We start from the raw sequence: 17,855 nt of genomic DNA on the forward strand, positions 1-17,855 counted from the left end.
GAGCTCTGGTTCTGCTTCGAGCTCTGGCTCTGCTTCGAGTTCTGGCTCTGCTTCTACTTCTACATCCGGATCAGATTGAATACTCGAAATATCTGGAACATCAATCTCATCATCTACCATTCCATCGAGGTGACCAGCTTCAACGTTCGATACGGCAAATGGTTCTTCACCTGATAAATCATCTACATCACCTAGTTCATCTTCAATAACAGGCGCTGTAACGTCAGCGTCAAGCTCGGTACCTAAGTCGTCTTCGCCCACATCCGCAAGTAAGTCATTAATATCACCTAACTCATCTGCAATGGCAGGCTCTGTAACGTCAGCGTCAAGCTCGGTACCTAGGTCGTCTTCGGCCACATCCGCAAGTAAGTCATCAACATCACCTAGCTCATCTTCAATAGCAGGCACTGTAACGTCAGCGTCAAGCTCGGTACCTAAGTCGTCTTCGCCCACATCCGCAAGTAAGTCATCAACATCACCTAACTCATCTTCAATGGCAGGCTCTGTAACGTCAGCGTCAAGCTCGGTACCCAGGTCGTCTTCGCCCGCATCATCAAGCAAATCATCAATATCGCCTAATTCATCTTCGATGACGGGTTCTGCCACTTCTGTGTCAAGCTCTGTACCTAGATCGTCTTCGCCCACATCCGCAAGTAAGTCATCAACATCACCTAACTCATCTTCAATGGCTGGTTCTGCCACGTCTGCGTCGAGCTCTGTACCTAGGTCGTCTTCGCCCACCTCTACAAGCAAGTCATCAACATCACCTAACTCATCTTCGATGACGGGTTCTGCCATTTCTGCGTCAAGCTCTGTACCTAGATCGTCTTCGCCCACCTCTGCAAGTAAGTCATCAACATCACCTAACTCATCTTCAATGGCTGGTTCTGCCACGTCTGTGTCAAGCTCTGTACCTAGGTCGTCTTCGCCCACCTCTGCAAGTAAGTCATCAACATCACCTAACTCATCTTCAATGGCTGGTTCTGCCACTTCTGCGTCAAGCTCTGTACCTAGGTCGTCTTTGCCCGCATCATCAAGCAAATCATCAATATCGCCTAATTCATCTTCGATGACGGGTTCTGCCACTTCTGTGTCAAGTTTTGTGCCTAAATCGTCTTCACCCACATCGTCAAGCAAGTCATCAATATCGCCTAATTCATCTTCAATGGCAGGTTCTGCCACTTCCGCGTCAAGCTCTGTGTCTAAATCACCGTCACTGACCTCGGCCAAGATGTCATCTACATCACCTAGTTCATCATCTGGGGCGCTCGTTGACGCGGTCTCTTCGCCAGCTTCAGCCAATAATGCATCAATATCGTCGTCATCAGCCAACTCGTTGTCTTGCTCAGCCTGAGAGATCATATCATCGATATCTTGTTGCTCTTCTGAAGCTTGTTGTGCTTCATCGATCAGCCCATCAACATCATCGAGTTCAAAACCGTCATCATCAGCGTCTAATTCTTCTTCATCCAACGCACCGTCAAGCAAATCATCAATATCATCAGCACTTAAAATACTATCGTTATCAGCTACTCCCTCAGCCTCATCAGACTTTGGGGGTTCCGCGGCGGCCTCATCGATTAAACTGTCAATATCATCCAAATCAAGCTCATCATCACCTGACCCAGATGCCGCAGGCTCTTCTGCAAGCTCTTCACTCAACGCCGCCAGCGCATCATCACTGACATCTAATGTATCGTCTTGCTCATCACCGACTTCGTTAAATAAATCATCAATGTCGTCCGCACTTAAAATATCGTCCCCATCTGAAGCACTCTCCTCTACATCTAACGTTACTTCATCGCCAAGCGCATCGTCTGTAGAGTCAAAACTTTGTTGTAAGAAGTCATCGATATCATCTGAAGATTCTTCGGCAGGTGATTCGTCATCAAATACAATGTCATCATTGAGTAAACTGTCTAACTCATCTTGATCCAATGTGCTATTGCCAGTTTCAAAACCATCATCTTCATCGTCTAAAGAGTCAAATACGATGTCATCATCTTCAGGCAGAATATCATCATCAAGTTGAACACTTTCATCTAATGGAGCGATGTCATCTGTTACTGGCATGTCTAAATCAAGTGGATCAGCAGCTGCCGCTGCGGTAGCGGCTCCTGCTGTCGCTGCTGCAGCAACAGGTGCTTGCGGTAAAAATTCGTCGTCTTCAGCATTGCTGTCAGCTGCTTGCTTACGTTTACGTAAGAAAAACATCAACCCAAGCCCAACAATCAACAAAGCTGGTATCGTCGCCAACAAGGCAATCACAAGCGGGTTAGACAAAGCATTACTAAAACTTGATTCTTGTTCGGCTTTTTTATCCGCTTCTTGCTGAGCAATCATCTCGCTCTGCATATCGATTACGACTTTTAATTGCTGCTGGATTTCACTGTCTTTACCGAGCTGCTCTCGAACATTTTGCAGCTCATCAGAAATACTGCTAAGTTGCTTTCTAAGCTGATTGTTTTCTTCTAAGATTTCTTCCACATTCTGCACTGAAGACTTAAACTGATTTTGTAAGTCGAGCAGCTTGGAGTCTTGCTCCATACGCAGATTTCTAAGTTGATTGGTCAACGCTTTTTGCGCCTGTTCAACGTCTTCTTTACGCGCCTGCGTCACGCGTTTTTTGGCAGCATCTATGTCTGACTGGTTTAAAGTGCCATTTTTCTTGCGTTCCCACAGCGCGTCATCCTGGTCCGACTTTTGTTTCGCAATGCCCGGATTGACACGTCTGATCTCTGCAAGAGTTGGAATACGGAGGTATGCGCCATCACGCATATGGTTGAGATTTTGATCTAAAAACGCACCAGGGTTTTTGTCATACAACGCCTTCATAACCTGATAAATCGTAACCGAATCATCGGGTCTTATTTTCTGTGCTACGCGCCACAATGTGTCCGAAGACCTAATTGGGCCAACAGAACGACCTTCAAGGCCATAATCGACACCCTTGGGACCCTTCAACACTGTGCCAACTTGAGTGTGTGCCGGAGACGTTATGAAAGCCAATGCTAGGATACAAAATAAGGCTAAACCGCGCATGCTGTTCCTTTGTTTAAGGTGACCACTTACTCAACCAGTAAGTGAATAATAAATTTGCTCATCTTTGCTTTTTGCAAGCTCTATTCCAATTGCAAACTATAAACCAGTTATTAGGGAATATCCATTGTCAGCGTAGTGAATCTTAACATCAACCTAGCACTTTAGGATTGGAATGAAAATGTTTTATAAATCAGGGAGGTGGTAAAAAGATAGATTTGTGTATTTAGAGGGGCAAAATGCTGCCATCACATTTTGCCCAATTATGAGATTAAAGGTAATTTGCTACCAGCTCTTCTGCTATTTGTACACTATTTGTCGCCGCCCCCTTGCGGGTATTATCAGACACAACCCACAAGTTTAATCCCATCGGATGCGAAATATCCGCTCTTAGACGGCCAACGTAGACGGTATCATTACCACTTGCATCGCTGACTGGCGTTGGATAATCATCTTCATTCTCAATTAACTCAACACCAGGAGCCTCTGTAAGCAATTGTTTTACATGCTCTAAGTCGTAAGGCATACGAGTTTCTAAATGAATAGCCTCTGCATGACCAAAAAAGACCGGGACGCGCACTGCGGTAGGGTTTACCATCACACTACTATCACCCAAGATTTTATGTGTTTCCCACACCATTTTCATTTCTTCTTTGGTATAGCCATTATCTTGGAATGCATCTATCTGTGGAATAACGTTAAACGCAATTTGCTTTGGAAATACGTCATTTTCCATCGGTCTTGCATTCATCAAGTTGGCTGTTTGTTTAGCCAGCTCATCAACCGCTTCTTTGCCTGCACCAGATACTGCTTGGTACGTAGACACATTAATACGATCAATGCCATATGCATCATAAATTGGCTTCAATGCCACCAGCATCTGGATGGTCGAGCAATTTGGATTCGCAATAATATTGCGATTTCTAAAATCAGCTAGGCTGCCTGCGTTTACCTCTGGCACCACTAGAGGCACATCATAATCGTATCTAAAATGTGATGTGTTATCTATTACCACACAGCCTGCTTCTGCAGCAATCGGCGCATATTTTTCAGATACACTGCCACCTGCTGAAAATAAACCAATATGAGCGTCTGCAAAATCAAACTCCTCAACATCTAAAACAGTGACTTTTTCACCCATGAAATCAATTTCTTCACCCGCACTGCGGCTACTAGCCAGCGGATATAGTTTATCAACCGGAAATTTTCTTTCAGCCAATGTTTCAATGATTTGCTTGCCTACTAGGCCAGTTGCGCCCAGTACCGCCACGTTAAATTTCTGCGACATGTTTATTCCTCATTCATTTCGACTTGAAAGCCAAGTTGCTGTAACTTTTGTGTATGGGTTGGCTGCGATAAGATGTTCAATGTTGAAAACTCTCTTCTCGGCGGATATTGCTTGCGCAATACATCAAAGCCCTGACTTTCTATATTGGCTCGCATTAAACCATTATCACGGCGAATATCATAGATCATATGTACAATACGTCCGTAATCTCTCTCAGTAAATGTCTCATTGAGCTGGCATTGACTTACTGCGGGAACGGGTAGAAAAGCAGACAATTGCTTGGTTGGTGCAACGCCTAGGGTTTTACACAAGGCTTGATAAAGCATTTGTGTTCCCCGTGCTTTCCCCTCTAGTGTATGGCCTGCAATATGTACTGACGTATACAAACAGTGCGCCATCAATTCAGTCAAAATATTCGGCTCATTTTCCCACACATCTAGAATTAACTCTAATGCTTGCCCTGCTTGTTTAGCTTCTAAAAGCGCCTGATTATCAATCACATCACCACGGCTGGCATTGATCACCAACATACCGCGTTTAAGTTTCGAAATTCTTTTTTTATTTAATAAATGCTTAGTTTGATGCGCCCCACTTTTAACTAGAGGGACATGAAAAGTCACGAAATCCGCTTGAGCCAATGCAGTATCTATGTCGACGTGCTCATTTAACTCACCTCGCTCAGCACGGACAGGGTCACACAAAATCAGTTCAATACCACTGTGCGCTAATTTTTGTTGTAAACATGCTCCAATATTACCCACACCGACAATTGCGAGTTTTTTACCACGCAGTTCAACATCGCGATCTTGACTGTACGCATATAAAGCACTGATCACATACTCAGCCACTGCAATCGCATTGCACCCAGGGGCGCTAGAAAACGCGATCTCCCGCTCCGCTAGATAGGCTTGATCAATGTGATCCACACCGATCGTGGCCGTGCCTACAAATTTTAATTTATTTGCCGTCTCTAGTAGCTGTTGATTTACTTGGGTTATTGAGCGCGTTAACAGCACATCCGCCGCCTGAACCTGCTCTGCACTCACGGCACGCCCGTCAAAGCGTGTCACCTCACCGAAACTTGAGAAAAACTCTTCCACTAAAGGCATGTTCTGATCAGCCAAGATCTTCATGTAATTTTATTCCTAAACGTCGCACGGAACTCTATTGTAACTCAGCTCTCGTGTAGACCCTAGTTCCGCTTTACACCTATGCCAAATGCAACAAACATTAAACTCAGTAAAAACAACACCAATACCTTGACACTTGGCTGCTCGGAGACGTTGATTAAAGGACTAAATACAAATGCATGTACATTGCACCATGCAAGTAACAGCGCGGTATAGTGAGCGCCACCATATGCATAGCCTGCACACACTACACTACTGATAAAATTAATAAAAATTGCATATTCCAAAGCCTCAACACTGAGCAACATGGAAGTGAAAGAAATGATGATGATACTTATATTCCCCAATTGCATAAATACCCCCTCCTTAGGTCTTTTTTGTAATATAGATAAGTTTACAAAATTGGCAATTGAACAATTTTTAAGTATCGCAACACACTGGTACGGTCAAAAAATGACTTCTAAAATAATTGTTGGAAGGCTTTTTTGCTTGAAATAACTGGTCAGACAAGCTAGCCTAATCATGTGGTCAGACCTCTAATAAGGAAGAACAACATGACACTTTTATTTACTATCGCTTTGATAGCCTTGGTCAGTGCGGCCTGTTATCATCGCGCCAGCTGGAATACCTGCTTAGGTATTGCAGCCGTAACTTTGGTAGTGGGCACTTTTGCCAACGCCTTTGGCGCATTGTCTTGGTTAATATTCTTAGCCATTGCAATCCCATTTTCTGTCACTAACATCCGTCAGCAATACATTGTCGCTCCTCTTTTCAAGGCCTTTAAAAAAGTCACCCCGACGATGTCTGAAACTGAGAAGTCTGCGATAGATGCAGGGACAACTTGGTGGGAAGCAGATTTATTCTGTGGCAATCCGAACTGGAATAAACTACACCAATTCGCCAAGCCTAGACTCACTGCTGAAGAACAAGCGTTCTTAAATGGCCCTGTTGAAGAAGTGTGTGCCATGTTAGATGACTGGGAAGCAACTCACGAGTTAACCGATTTACCTCAAAATGTATGGCAGTTCTTAAAAGATAAAAAGTTTTTCGCCATGATCATCAAGAAGCAGTATGGCGGTCTGGAGTTTTCAGCGTATGCCCAATCTTGTGTGCTGCAAAAATTAACCAGTAAATCAACTTTGCTATCCTCAATCGTCGGCGTTCCAAATTCGTTAGGTCCGGGTGAATTACTGCAACACTATGGCACGCAAGAGCAAAAAGACCACTATTTACCTCGCCTCGCTGTAGGTGATGAAATCCCTTGTTTCGCACTAACGTCACCTGAAGCGGGATCTGACGCATCGTCTATTCCTGACTTTGGCGTAGTATGCAAAGGCGAGTGGGAAGGAAAAGAAACGCTTGGGATACGTTTAACATGGAACAAGCGCTATATTACGCTTGCACCCGTGTCGACGGTACTGGGCTTAGCATTCAAAATGCAAGACCCTGATGGCTTATTAGGTGATAAAGAAGACATTGGTATCACATGCGCACTTATTCCAACTTCAACACCGGGTGTTGAAATTGGCCGTCGACACTTCCCATTAAACGTGCCGTTTCAAAATGGTCCAACGCGTGGTAAAGATGTCTTTGTGCCTTTAGATTTCATCATTGGTGGTCCAAAAATGGCTGGGCAAGGCTGGCGAATGCTGGTTGAATGTTTGTCTGTAGGCCGAGTCATCACCCTGCCTTCTAACTCAACAGGCGGTATAAAAACACTGGCATTAGCAAGTGGTGCCTATAGCCGTATCCGCCGCCAGTTCAAATTACCGATTGGTAAAATGGAGGGTATCGAAGAAGCACTATCAAAGCTGGGTGGCTATGCATATAGCAGTGATGCGGCACTGAGCATGTCTACGGGGGCGGTCGATTCAGGCGAAAAACCTTCGGTCATTTCTGCCATCTTGAAATATCATCTCACCGAGCAAATGCGCGCCGCGACCATTCATGCCATGGATATCCATGGTGGTAAAGGGATTTGTTTGGGACCAAACAATTACTTGGGCCGTGGTTACCAAGGTGCGCCTATCGCTATCACTGTTGAAGGCGCAAACATTCTTACTCGTAATATGATCATCTATGGGCAAGGCGCTATTCGTTGCCACCCATTTGTTTTAGCTGAATTAAACGCATGTAACATCAAAGACAAACAAGAAGCGTTAGACAGCTTTGATAACGCACTCATGGGACACATTGGGTTTACGATTTCTAACCTTGTACGTACTAAGTGGTTAGCAATCACAGGCGGTCGCTTTACCAACGTGCCATTTAATGATGAAACTGCAGACTACTATCGCAATGCTGCGCGTTACAGTGCATCATTGGCACTCATGTCTGACATTTGTATGGCGGTGTTTGGCGGGTCTTTAAAACGCAAAGAGCGCATCTCTGCCAGATTAGGTGATCTGCTGAGTTATTTATATTTAGTCTCAGCAACATTGAAAAGATACAATGATGAAGGCCGAAGAAAAGAAGACCTACCGCTAGTCAAGTGGGCTTGTCAGGAACACTTGTACTTATGTCAACGCGCATTGGCGGACCTGATTAATAATATGCCATCGATGGCACTTCGTGGGGCGTTAAAGTTAGTATTGTTCCCATTTGGTCGTCCAGTGCGTAAGCCAACGGATGAGATGGAACACGATATCGCCAAGCTACTGCAAACACCGAATGAAACGCGTGACCGTCTAGCCAATTACATCTACACCACAGACGAGCCGCTTAATTTGATCGGTAAGCAAGAGCAAACATTGAAAGACATCTTGGCCATTGAGCCTATCTTTGACAAAGTGTGCCGCGCTAAAGGCCAAAAGCTGCCGTTTATGCAACTAGATAAAGTCGCTAGTATGGGGCTTGAAAGTGGGATCCTTACTCAACAAGAAGCAGATAGTCTTGCCGCTGTCGAGGCCAAAAGACTTGCGGTGATCAATGTCGATGATTTTGATCCAGCTGACTTGCTAGCTGGTAAAGCCCGAGTAGTCGACAGTAACGTCGACGCAGCATAAGCCGCAGCTTAAATCTTAAAAGGCCGGTATATCCGGCCTTTTTTATCAACTACGCTATTAATACTTTAGTTAACATGAGTACTACCACGGCAACAGCCCACGTCAGTGCCATATATCGCGCAGCCCGCAAAATAACCCACATCATCACCGGCGTCACAAGCACAGTTAAAAATTCAAATATGCCGCTTCCCAATAATACTAAACCGCTAAACCACATCATAAATGTCAGACTAAAAACAAACATACATTGGCTGCGTTGCACCTGTGTAAACTGAGATAAAGCATGCCAATAGCTACGATATTTAATGACCTGTTTATGAGTATCTATTAATAAACTGCTCCACCACAGCACGGTAAATAGCTGTGCCATAACCGCATAATAACTCTTCAGGTCGGGGCGCTCTGTAACAATAATCCAAATACACCAATAGGTTAAAATCGTCACACCAAGACGCCAGATCACAGCCCAAGGCTGCTCTATTGTCCATTGCCACCAAAAACTATGCGCAGTTACCTTGCTCAACTTCACGGCTTTGTAATGACAAGGAAGTAATAAAGACCCAACAAAAATCACAGCCAAAGCAACATAATACGTCGTGAAACTCTCACATACAAACATCAATAAACACGCTGTAATCAATACCACAAATACAGAGATTGGGCGATAGAGTAGAGCCGTTGCTAATGCCAATTGAGCCAGCATAAACATCACAAGCTGAGGTGACTGAAGTAGATTTTGTAGCCCCATTGATACGGCTAAAAATAAAGCAAATAAAAACAGCACATGGCACAGAAGTAACAACCCTTGATCAGCTACCCATTGATGAATTCTCGACTTTAGTAAAGTACCATGGTAGTTGCGATGCGCCGTATCTAGCACAGCGCTTTTTAAGGTATGCAGCAACAGGCTTTGCAAAAGTAAAAAGCCAAATGTCATATAGATCACATCCGACTCTGATTCATATTGCACAATTTTGCCAAGCGCAAAAAAGACCCCTAAGGCCAAACCAGGTAAGTAAACAAAAAATAGCGTCGCTAACAGCAAAGAAAATTCAGCCAACTGACGACGTAGTTCTTTCAGCTCCACCTTAAACGCGCTAAATCTATATCGATAATAATGGACCAAGTGCCCTCCTAGCTTGAAAATAGCGGTTGAGGCACAAACCCCATATCAAAAAACGGTTTGGGCTCGTGGCAACTGATCAGGATCTGCCCTTGATAATCTTCTAAATATTCGATGAGATGAAGAGTGCTTTGATGATCTAGAGCAGCACTTGGTTCATCCAATATGAGATAAGGAGTTTGACGCATCAAAGCATTTATTAACTGTAACTTCTTTTGGTTACCAGACGACAGCGCGCTAAATGTGGTATCTAAAAAAGAAGAAAAGCCAAGTAATTCGATTAATTGCTCAGGAAAAGGACATTGCCAGCTTTGCTGAGTCATGGTTAACAGCTGTTTTGCAGTTAAAAAAGCGGGAAACTTAATATTATCTGAAGCTAAAGCGACTTTATCTTGTGGTGTCTTAAGGCGCTCACCATCATAATGCACTATGCCCGCATAAGCGCGATCAAGCCCTGCAATAATGGAAAACAAGGTACTTTTACCCAATCCATTCGGGGCCTCTAAGCACACTTTAGGGGCACTAAATTCGATATGATATTTTTCAAAAATGGGCTTATGGACAAACACTTTAGATAGATTTTCAACTTTGATCATACACAGACTACTTATTATTTTTAGTGCATATTAACAAGTAGCCCACTTACTTTTAAATCGCTAAAGTGTTGCAAAATTTATCTAAACAATTCATTTATAGCGACGTTACTGCGCTACCTGCGTACTCACTATAAAAACTTTCAATGGCACCACGTTTTTGCATTGTTACAAAAACTTGTCGACCTGATACTCCTCCAAAAGCGACATTTGTAGGGTATTGGCCTTTCAATTTAACGGTTCTCATTAATACGCCTTGAGGCGATAAAATGGCGACTTCACCCGCTCCATAGCGCGCAACATACAAATTACCACGTTCGTCGGTACGCATTCCATCAAGGCCATGGTCGGCAAATTGATAAAACAATTTTGCTTCACCCAGTTGCCCACTGTTACTGATTTCGAACGCCCAAATCTTTCTCTGAACGCTTTCATTCACGTACAACACGGTATTATCCGGGCTGACTTCTATGCCATTGGTTGTGCCCATATCTGCTTTTAAGCGTTCAACTTGCCCTGTCGAACTAATGCGCCATACCTGCCCATTGCCACCTTGCCAATTTGGGTCACTCGCATACAAGGTGCCATCATTGGCGATGGCAATATCATTAGGCTGATTCATTGTTGACTCATGCGCAAAAACACGGATCTGCTTTTGCGGTGTGATTTGCAAAATATTGTGCTGCGTATAATCCGCAATATACATATTGCCTTTTTTATCAAAGCGAATACCGTTACCTATACTGCCTTTAGGAAGCTTGACATATAACGATGCATTATTTTGCCCTGTGATCTGACCGATCGTACCCTGCTCTTTATAATTCACCGCGTATAGTACGCCTTGCGCATCTACAGCCGGTCCTTCAATACCTGATGTAAACACGCCATCAGCTATCCAGTCCTGAGATTGGTATAAGACCTCATTAGATGGCTCTAGACTTTGGCAACCAGCCAATCCAGCCATTAACAACACAGTGCCCAAAATTACTCTCATCGCTCGCTCCTTGGTAAAAAATTCAGTATGCAATTTGCCTACTACGTTGTGAATTGAGATTTCTTCACGTCTTTATGTCACAGACTAAAAAAGGTAACGTACTTTAAAAATCACACTGTCTTCATCTGGCTGAGTCCAATTTTCTTCAATCCCCTCAAGCCATGGTTGATCGCCGACCTGCATACGCTGTAAAGACGCTATGTCTCGCCCACCTCGGCGGTAAACAAGATAAATATCAGAATAAGCGCCCAGACGGTAGCGTAATTTAAACTGAGACATCAGGCCTTTATCAACAAAACTGGTATCCAATTCATTCAATCTGACTAAGTTCTGTTCTGTGATTTGAAAAACATCTTTACTGGCGGCCTCTAAAACCGACCACTGAACATTCGCCGATAGTTCTAAATTATCCGCTAACAACGCCGATATTTCGATGCTATTTACAAAATAGCGCCTATCATATTCAGTGATTTGGTTTTGCTTATTCGCAACCAACCAGCCGTCCCCAATACGATAGAAATTATTGAACTTTATATTCCAATTTTCATGCGGCATCCAGGTCATATCAAGCGCATATTGTTGAGCGTGCCCCGACAGACCCTCTTGATCAAATTCAATACTCGCAGCCCAACTAAAACTGCCATTGTAAGCGCTTTGATAGAGTACGCGAGTTTCCAAAGCACTCGGCAGCATGAAGGGCTCACTCTGCGCGCCAATATTGTCTTGCCATCCTGTATCACGATAATCTATTCGCACTGTCCACTGTGCGCCATTATTCATCATAAGCTCTGACTGGTAACCCTGCTTAGATGACAGTTTTAGTCCTTGAGTATTGGCTTCATACGACAGTTCAAAGGTATGTCTAATTCGCGTTAGCCAATCATTGTTGATGTTGGTTGCGTGACTTAGATTTAGGCTCATATATTGCCAATCATTGCGCTTCATATACCCCATATCACGGCTATTAAATTGCTTGTTTAAGCGCAGGTACTTTCCAGAGGCGCGGGTGTTTGCTGAAAATTGATAACCTAGATTGAATGACGCACCATTACCTGTTTTGCGTTGCACCTCATCAATTTGACTAACTAAAAAAGCGCTTTGCATCGACCACTTTTCATTTTGAAACTGACTGTCCCATGCCAAACTGTGCGCTTGGCGATTAAACCAAGGCCGGTCGACATGTGCCGCTAGTAGACCGGTTCGCCAATTGGCGCTGCGATAGCTGTAACGACCTGCATAAAATTGCTTTCCAGCTTCATTCTTGAGGCTATTTTCGTGTACCGCAAAGCCTCCCCACTGATTATGTGTACCTTGATGAACAAATCGCACAGCCCCATCAATCGGCGTTATAAGCTCGCTACCATCATCACTTCCAGCACCGATCCTGCGAGTGTGGATCAATTTGGTATCCTGCAATACGTCGATGTTAAACACGCTAATATCTTGCGTAAAAAAGGGTCTTTTATCGGTTCTCAACGTTTCTACTGCGGAATAATTAACATCAACATCATCACTGTCAACCTGCGCAAAGTCGGGATTCACGGCTATCGACAAAGTTTGATTGTGAGCTGGTTTGTAAAACAAATCAAAACCCACATCTGATTCTCTGCGTTTATTTTGCCTTTCTGTAAAGTGATGTTGATGTGTCACATAAGGCACAAAACTTAGCTGAGATTGAGCTGGTATTGCGATATCTACCTTGGGCATATTCAGGAAAAAGTCACTGTTAGCAATCGTCTGCTTTTGATTCGCAAAAATATGATTTGAATGCAGTTCATATAACTGGATCCCCACACCGATAGAAGCCAACCCTGCCGCATTTAACTTTGGCGAAAACGACACGCTGTGCCATGGAATAAAAACCTCATTACTCCAATACGTTTGAGATTCATAGTAAGCACTTTGCCAATCACCATCCCAATCGTGGTCTGTTGATCGCTGTGCCGTTACAACCGCATCTTGCTTGCCGCCGCCCAATGTGGTCGCAAAGAGATAGGCACTACTGCCATCACCAGAGAAATCGAGATAAATACGATTGAATTCAGCCTGCATAAAACCATCTTGCAAATTAAACTGTTTCTTACGACGCCCCTCAATTTGATAATTAGTAATACCGATATATATGCCAGCAGTATCAGCAAAAATCTTCGCACTTAGTTTATCGTTTGACATAGCGTGTGTAGCTGGCACAACTTGAAAAAACGATTCAATATTGTGTGCTGTTTGCCAAACGTGTTCATCAAGCTTACCGTCAATTATGAGTGAATTAGCATGACTTGCTGGCAGATATAAACCCGCTATCACTACGGCAAAACTGTGCTTTAATACGCTCATTCAATTTTCCCCACATCTATAGAAGGCTGTTATATAAGCAAATATTTATCGTTTAAAAGCTTATGGTTTTCTGAAGATTAGTTTTAAATGGCTGAACAAGATTGACTTTAAGCTGAACATGGTTACCTTTGGATTGAGCCTAATATGACAACAAGGTTGAAAGATGGATCGTGAAAGTACTGCTATTGAAAACAGCCAAAAACAGATTGGTAATAAAACAAACTCTCGTTTTCAGTTTGCCCATTGGCAATTTTTTAATGACAAGGATGAGTTGTGGAATACACAAACCCACTCTGTAAGTAAGCTAGAGCCGCAGGTTGCGCGTTTACTCACCTTGCTCATAACACAGCAGGGCCAAGTCATTACCAAGCACATGCTGAATAGCCAGCTTTGGCCTGACACAATTGTGGAAGCAAACAGCCTTTATCAATTACTGACTAAGTTAAGAAAAGAACTGCAGGACAGCGCTAAAAACCCACTTTATATCAAAACAATACCAAAAAAAGGATATATGTTTTTACCCGAGGTTTCGCTCATAGATATACCCGAGCGTCCCTTCCCAAACACCTCGAACGTTGCCACAGCAGAAGTACTTTCACAGCAAGCCAAAACAACTCTATCGAGTCAAATCCAACAGCTATTGACCAAGAAACGATGCTGGGCACTGACGCTGTCCACGGGTGCCTGTTTTAGTGCCATCGCTTTTTTTTCATCAACTCCTGATGATATCAGCACACCGCACTATGAACGTGAAGACATCACCTATGAATTAGGTGTTGAATTTAATGTCACAGCACACGCTCAATATGATTTGCTAGCATATATTGAACAATTTAATGTCTTAAAAATCACTGATAAAACAGGTAAATATCAACACACCCGTCAATTTGATACACGCATAGCGCATCCCACTTGGCACCCTGATAAAAAGCAACTTGCCTTTTGGCAGTATCAAGGAGACAAATGCATCTTACATGTCATTAATGATGAGGCAAAAACACTACACAGCAGCGTTCCTATCCCCTGTTACTTGATCCGCCCGCCTGTGTGGCAATCTGATAATGAGCTCGTATTGACCATCATTGAAAAAACGGGTCATAACGCTTACTTGTACCGTATTGAACAGCAACAGTTAGTCAAGATCCCACTCCCTAAAGCCACGGATGAAAAGTATGTTGGTGCAATACGCGCTTGGGAAGAACAAATCTATTATCTTATTACCGATACTGAACATAACTCTCGTTTAGTTAGTTTGGATGGCAAAGTCCACATGACTTGGGATTTCCCAGTATGGTTATTTAACTTTGACCCAGACAAGCAAAGTATTGTCAGTAATGATGACAGTGCGCATCACAACTTAATCGGTAAACTTAGAAACGGTCAGACATATCCTATATTTGCCACATCACAAGGCATGTTTAGCAACCTCTCTATTGATCAACGGGGTGATATTTATACTGCGGCCGAAACATGGCAAGTGAATATACGCGATCAAGACAACCTGCCTATTTTTTCAAGCTCTAGTAATGACTTTCTTCCGGTTACTAATAATTTAGGCGAAACCGTTTTCATGTCTCGTCGAACCGGACAATGCGAAATTTACCTTCACTCGAACAACCAGTTAAAGCAGCTATCCTTTCACAAAGGATATGAGCTAGTGAGCTTTTTAGCTTGGGATCCACAACTAAGTAAAATCCTATCAAACCGTGACAAAAACCTTGTTCTCTATGATAGAGAAGATGTCATTGTCAGCTTTGATAGTCAGCACAATAAAATGCCTACACAATTTGGTTGGCTAGATCAGCAAAACATCTGGTCCAGTGACACGCAATTTGTTCACACGTTTAATTTAGATGGTAACTTACTCAGCCGAACAAAGTTTGCATCTGACTTTTTGACCTTTGACTCCGAGCGACAAAACTGGATTGTTCTACACGGCAATGCGCTACACTTATCTCAGTCTCTAGCAAATTTTGATGTGCATAAGCAGCCGCTGATTGAACTACCAGAACATGCCGTCCACATGATTAAAAACCCTCGGCTAGTTAATGGCGAGTTATATTGGCAATCCACTTGGTCAAAAACAGACATCATTTGGAAGTTGCCCTTATCGGCCCCTAATAAGTTGACAAAAATAAGACAGGAACCATTAATTTGGCACTATGATATCACGCCTGATGGCGCACTTAGAGTCGCAAAAATGGAATCGGTAGAGGCTGATATAAAACGAATTACGCCACAACTACCCAGCACTTAAAGGCCCACATATTTAAGCCAGCAGAATAACGCTGGCTTATAAAAATTTAGCCAACCTTTCATAAAAATTGCACATTTACCTGATAACTCTCCACAATCATTCCTCTTTTTCATGATAAAAATGCCGAAATATAATTAGAAATAGTGAAATTAATATGATGCGCTCTAAGTATTTTGCATTAACTATGCCCTTTTTGCTCACCGCTTGTTTCAGTGAGAGTGACAATAAACTCAATATCATCGCGCCTGAAATAAGCACGCACACTGATCCGGTGCCAAATGTGGCTCTAACCGAACTAAGAACCCCTTCGCAAACTCTTTACCAGCCAGGTCAACCGATTACACTCGATTACACGATTAGCTCAGAGTTGTTAGACACGCAAAATATTGGTGTTACTTTCATGGCAATCCCGAAGGATAAGGTTGCACAACTTGAGACTGAAGATGCACCTGAGGGATTTAATTTAGGGGTTCATCATATCGAACAACTGCAAGCCGGCACGCAAAGCTTCACAGCCACGCTCATGTTTCCAAATGAACAAATGCCCAGTGGTGAATACTTAATTGGTGCTTACGTCGACAGTGCCAAGAGCATTGTTGACGAGGCTAACCTAGACGATAACCGTTCACGTGGCCATGACAGCAATGATTTAACGACCTATGCTCAAATCACTATTGACTCGTCACATTATCATGACTTTGTGCTTGATAAAGCGACTGTCGGTGATGGCTTTGCCATGTTCCCAGAACTTGGCCCTAGAGATGCTGAGTCAGAAGGTAACCCATCTCAAAAACGCTCTGACATCATCGGTCATATCGATGCCAGTAAATTTGGTAACACGGTCAACTCTGCAGACGTTACTGCCGAAATCATCATTGAAGATCAAGCATATACCGCCCACTTCTGGCAAGAAGGACAGGAACATTACGCTGAAAAAATGCGCATCACTTTTGCTCAGTTTGAGCAAAGTCACTATTTTCCTTACGACATCGCAGTAAACGGCGCGTTATTACACAAAATCAGACAAGCATACGATGCAAACTCTAGTGATAATACCTTTGATATCCGCTTTACATTGCACGATACCTCAGAGTTTGATGAATCGCTCACAAACAATAATAGCTACACACTAGAAGTGCCGTACAGCCTATATCGAGACACCACGCCCAGTGACGATATACTAGAAAAACACAATCTCCCAACGAGCAATAGAGCGCCAGAGAATCTATTTTCACGCAGCATGCCAACCGATGATCTGGCGTTCACGATTAACCAACAAACAGCTGAACAATTCATCCTGTTAGACCTCTTTGGCAATACTTATGGTGATAAGTCTAAGGTCGCTGTGGTGCCAAGCTTCCTGTCTCTGATTATTTTAAAAGCCACAGATGGCGGCTACGCTTGGGCATCAAGCGGCGGTGGCTTTGATCTGTATATGTTTGACGACAGCGTCGACCTGTTTTCCGCTGGAGCCAGTGGAATTGCTGATGGTGCCAATGGTACTTTTAGCTACTCTATGGGCGTATCATTATTAGGTAAGTCTCTCATCTCTGAATCAGACTCCGTCAGCGCATTGGACGAAAGCTATACACATGACTGGAGTGAAGAACAAAAGCTGTTCTCAACCACCTTTACCATTGCCATTGTCCCGGTCAGCGTCTCAGCAGGTATCAAAGGTGAAGTTGGCGTAGGTGCTGAGCTCAAATATGAAGATCAACGTTTTAGCATTGGTGGCGATATCTTAACTGCAAGTCTAGATGCCTATGCGACAGCAGGCATTGATTTATTAATTGCCAGTGGTGGTATCGGTATCGACTTCTTAATTATTTCTGAAACCTTATCTGCCACAGCCTATACTGACATCAGTAAAGCCATCAGTGATTCTGAGATCACCTATGGCATTGATGTGAGCAACCATATGAAAGCCATCGAAGGCGAACTCTACTTATGGGTGAAATACCCAGGTTATGAATTCTGCTGTTCATTCCCAACCAAAACTGCAACAAAAACACTGTATGACACGGGTGCTTTGTATAACAAAACATGGCAAATGCTAGATTACAGCGATAGTTTTAAGTTCTAAACGAGTAAA

General features: G+C 43.3%; 11 protein-coding genes. 3 read left to right on the plus strand and 8 right to left on the minus strand.

Features of this window, described 5'->3' with window-relative positions:
* The 4 genes from N473_RS03110 to N473_RS03125 form a co-directional block, all read right to left on the minus strand.
* Positions 1–3,042, minus strand: a 3,042-nt coding sequence (locus N473_RS03110; RefSeq protein WP_331247884.1) for a FimV/HubP family polar landmark protein, incomplete at its 3' end; no start/stop codon positions are given.
* Between the two features lie 268 nt (positions 3,043–3,310).
* Positions 3,311–4,327 (minus strand): aspartate-semialdehyde dehydrogenase, encoded by a 1,017-nt coding sequence (locus N473_RS03115; protein WP_063366685.1) that lies wholly within the window; start codon positions 4,325–4,327, stop codon positions 3,311–3,313.
* A 2-nt stretch (positions 4,328–4,329) separates the two neighbouring features.
* A complete protein-coding gene (locus tag N473_RS03120) occupies positions 4,330–5,460 on the minus strand; it encodes a 4-phosphoerythronate dehydrogenase (protein WP_063366686.1) in 1,131 nt (376 codons plus the stop codon).
* Positions 5,461–5,519: 59 nt separating this feature from the next.
* Positions 5,520–5,810 carry a DUF6419 family natural product biosynthesis protein gene (locus N473_RS03125; RefSeq protein ID WP_063366687.1) on the minus strand — a complete coding sequence of 97 codons (291 nt, stop codon included), beginning with the start codon at positions 5,808–5,810 and terminating at the stop codon, positions 5,520–5,522.
* Positions 5,811–6,011: 201 nt separating this feature from the next.
* Here N473_RS03125 and fadE point away from each other — a divergent pair, with 201 nt between their 5' ends.
* On the plus strand, positions 6,012–8,462 hold the full coding sequence (gene fadE, locus N473_RS03130) for an acyl-CoA dehydrogenase FadE (protein WP_063366688.1): 2,451 nt from the start codon (positions 6,012–6,014) through the stop codon (positions 8,460–8,462).
* Positions 8,463–8,511: 49 nt separating this feature from the next.
* On the opposite strand, the gene N473_RS03135 is transcribed toward fadE, so the two are convergent.
* The 4 genes from N473_RS03135 to N473_RS03150 all read right to left on the minus strand — a co-directional run bounded on the left by N473_RS03135 (position 8,512) and on the right by N473_RS03150 (position 13,506).
* Positions 8,512–9,588: a DUF6136 family protein gene (locus tag N473_RS03135; protein WP_063366689.1), complete on the minus strand. Its 1,077-nt coding sequence runs from the start codon at positions 9,586–9,588 to the stop codon at positions 8,512–8,514.
* Positions 9,589–9,596: 8 nt separating this feature from the next.
* Entirely contained in the window at positions 9,597–10,181 is a 585-nt protein-coding gene (locus N473_RS03140; RefSeq protein WP_063366690.1) for an ABC transporter ATP-binding protein, read from the minus strand.
* 94 nt (positions 10,182–10,275) lie between these two features.
* Entirely contained in the window at positions 10,276–11,172 is an 897-nt protein-coding gene (locus N473_RS03145) for an SMP-30/gluconolactonase/LRE family protein (RefSeq protein WP_081220920.1), read from the minus strand.
* An 84-nt stretch (positions 11,173–11,256) separates the two neighbouring features.
* Positions 11,257–13,506, minus strand: a complete 2,250-nt coding sequence (locus N473_RS03150; RefSeq protein ID WP_063366691.1) for a DUF5916 domain-containing protein — start codon at positions 13,504–13,506, stop codon at positions 11,257–11,259.
* A gap of 163 nt (positions 13,507–13,669) precedes the next feature.
* Here N473_RS03150 and N473_RS03155 point away from each other — a divergent pair, with 163 nt between their 5' ends.
* Positions 13,670–15,763 carry a winged helix-turn-helix domain-containing protein gene (locus N473_RS03155; protein WP_081220921.1) on the plus strand — a complete coding sequence of 698 codons (2,094 nt, stop codon included), beginning with the start codon at positions 13,670–13,672 and terminating at the stop codon, positions 15,761–15,763.
* Between the two features lie 154 nt (positions 15,764–15,917).
* Entirely contained in the window at positions 15,918–17,846 is a 1,929-nt protein-coding gene (locus tag N473_RS03160) for a hypothetical protein (protein WP_063366692.1), read from the plus strand.
* Positions 17,847–17,855: the final 9 nt, after the last annotated feature.

Source organism: Pseudoalteromonas luteoviolacea CPMOR-1, from assembly GCF_001625685.1.
Lineage (GTDB): Bacteria > Pseudomonadota > Gammaproteobacteria > Enterobacterales > Alteromonadaceae > Pseudoalteromonas > Pseudoalteromonas luteoviolacea_K.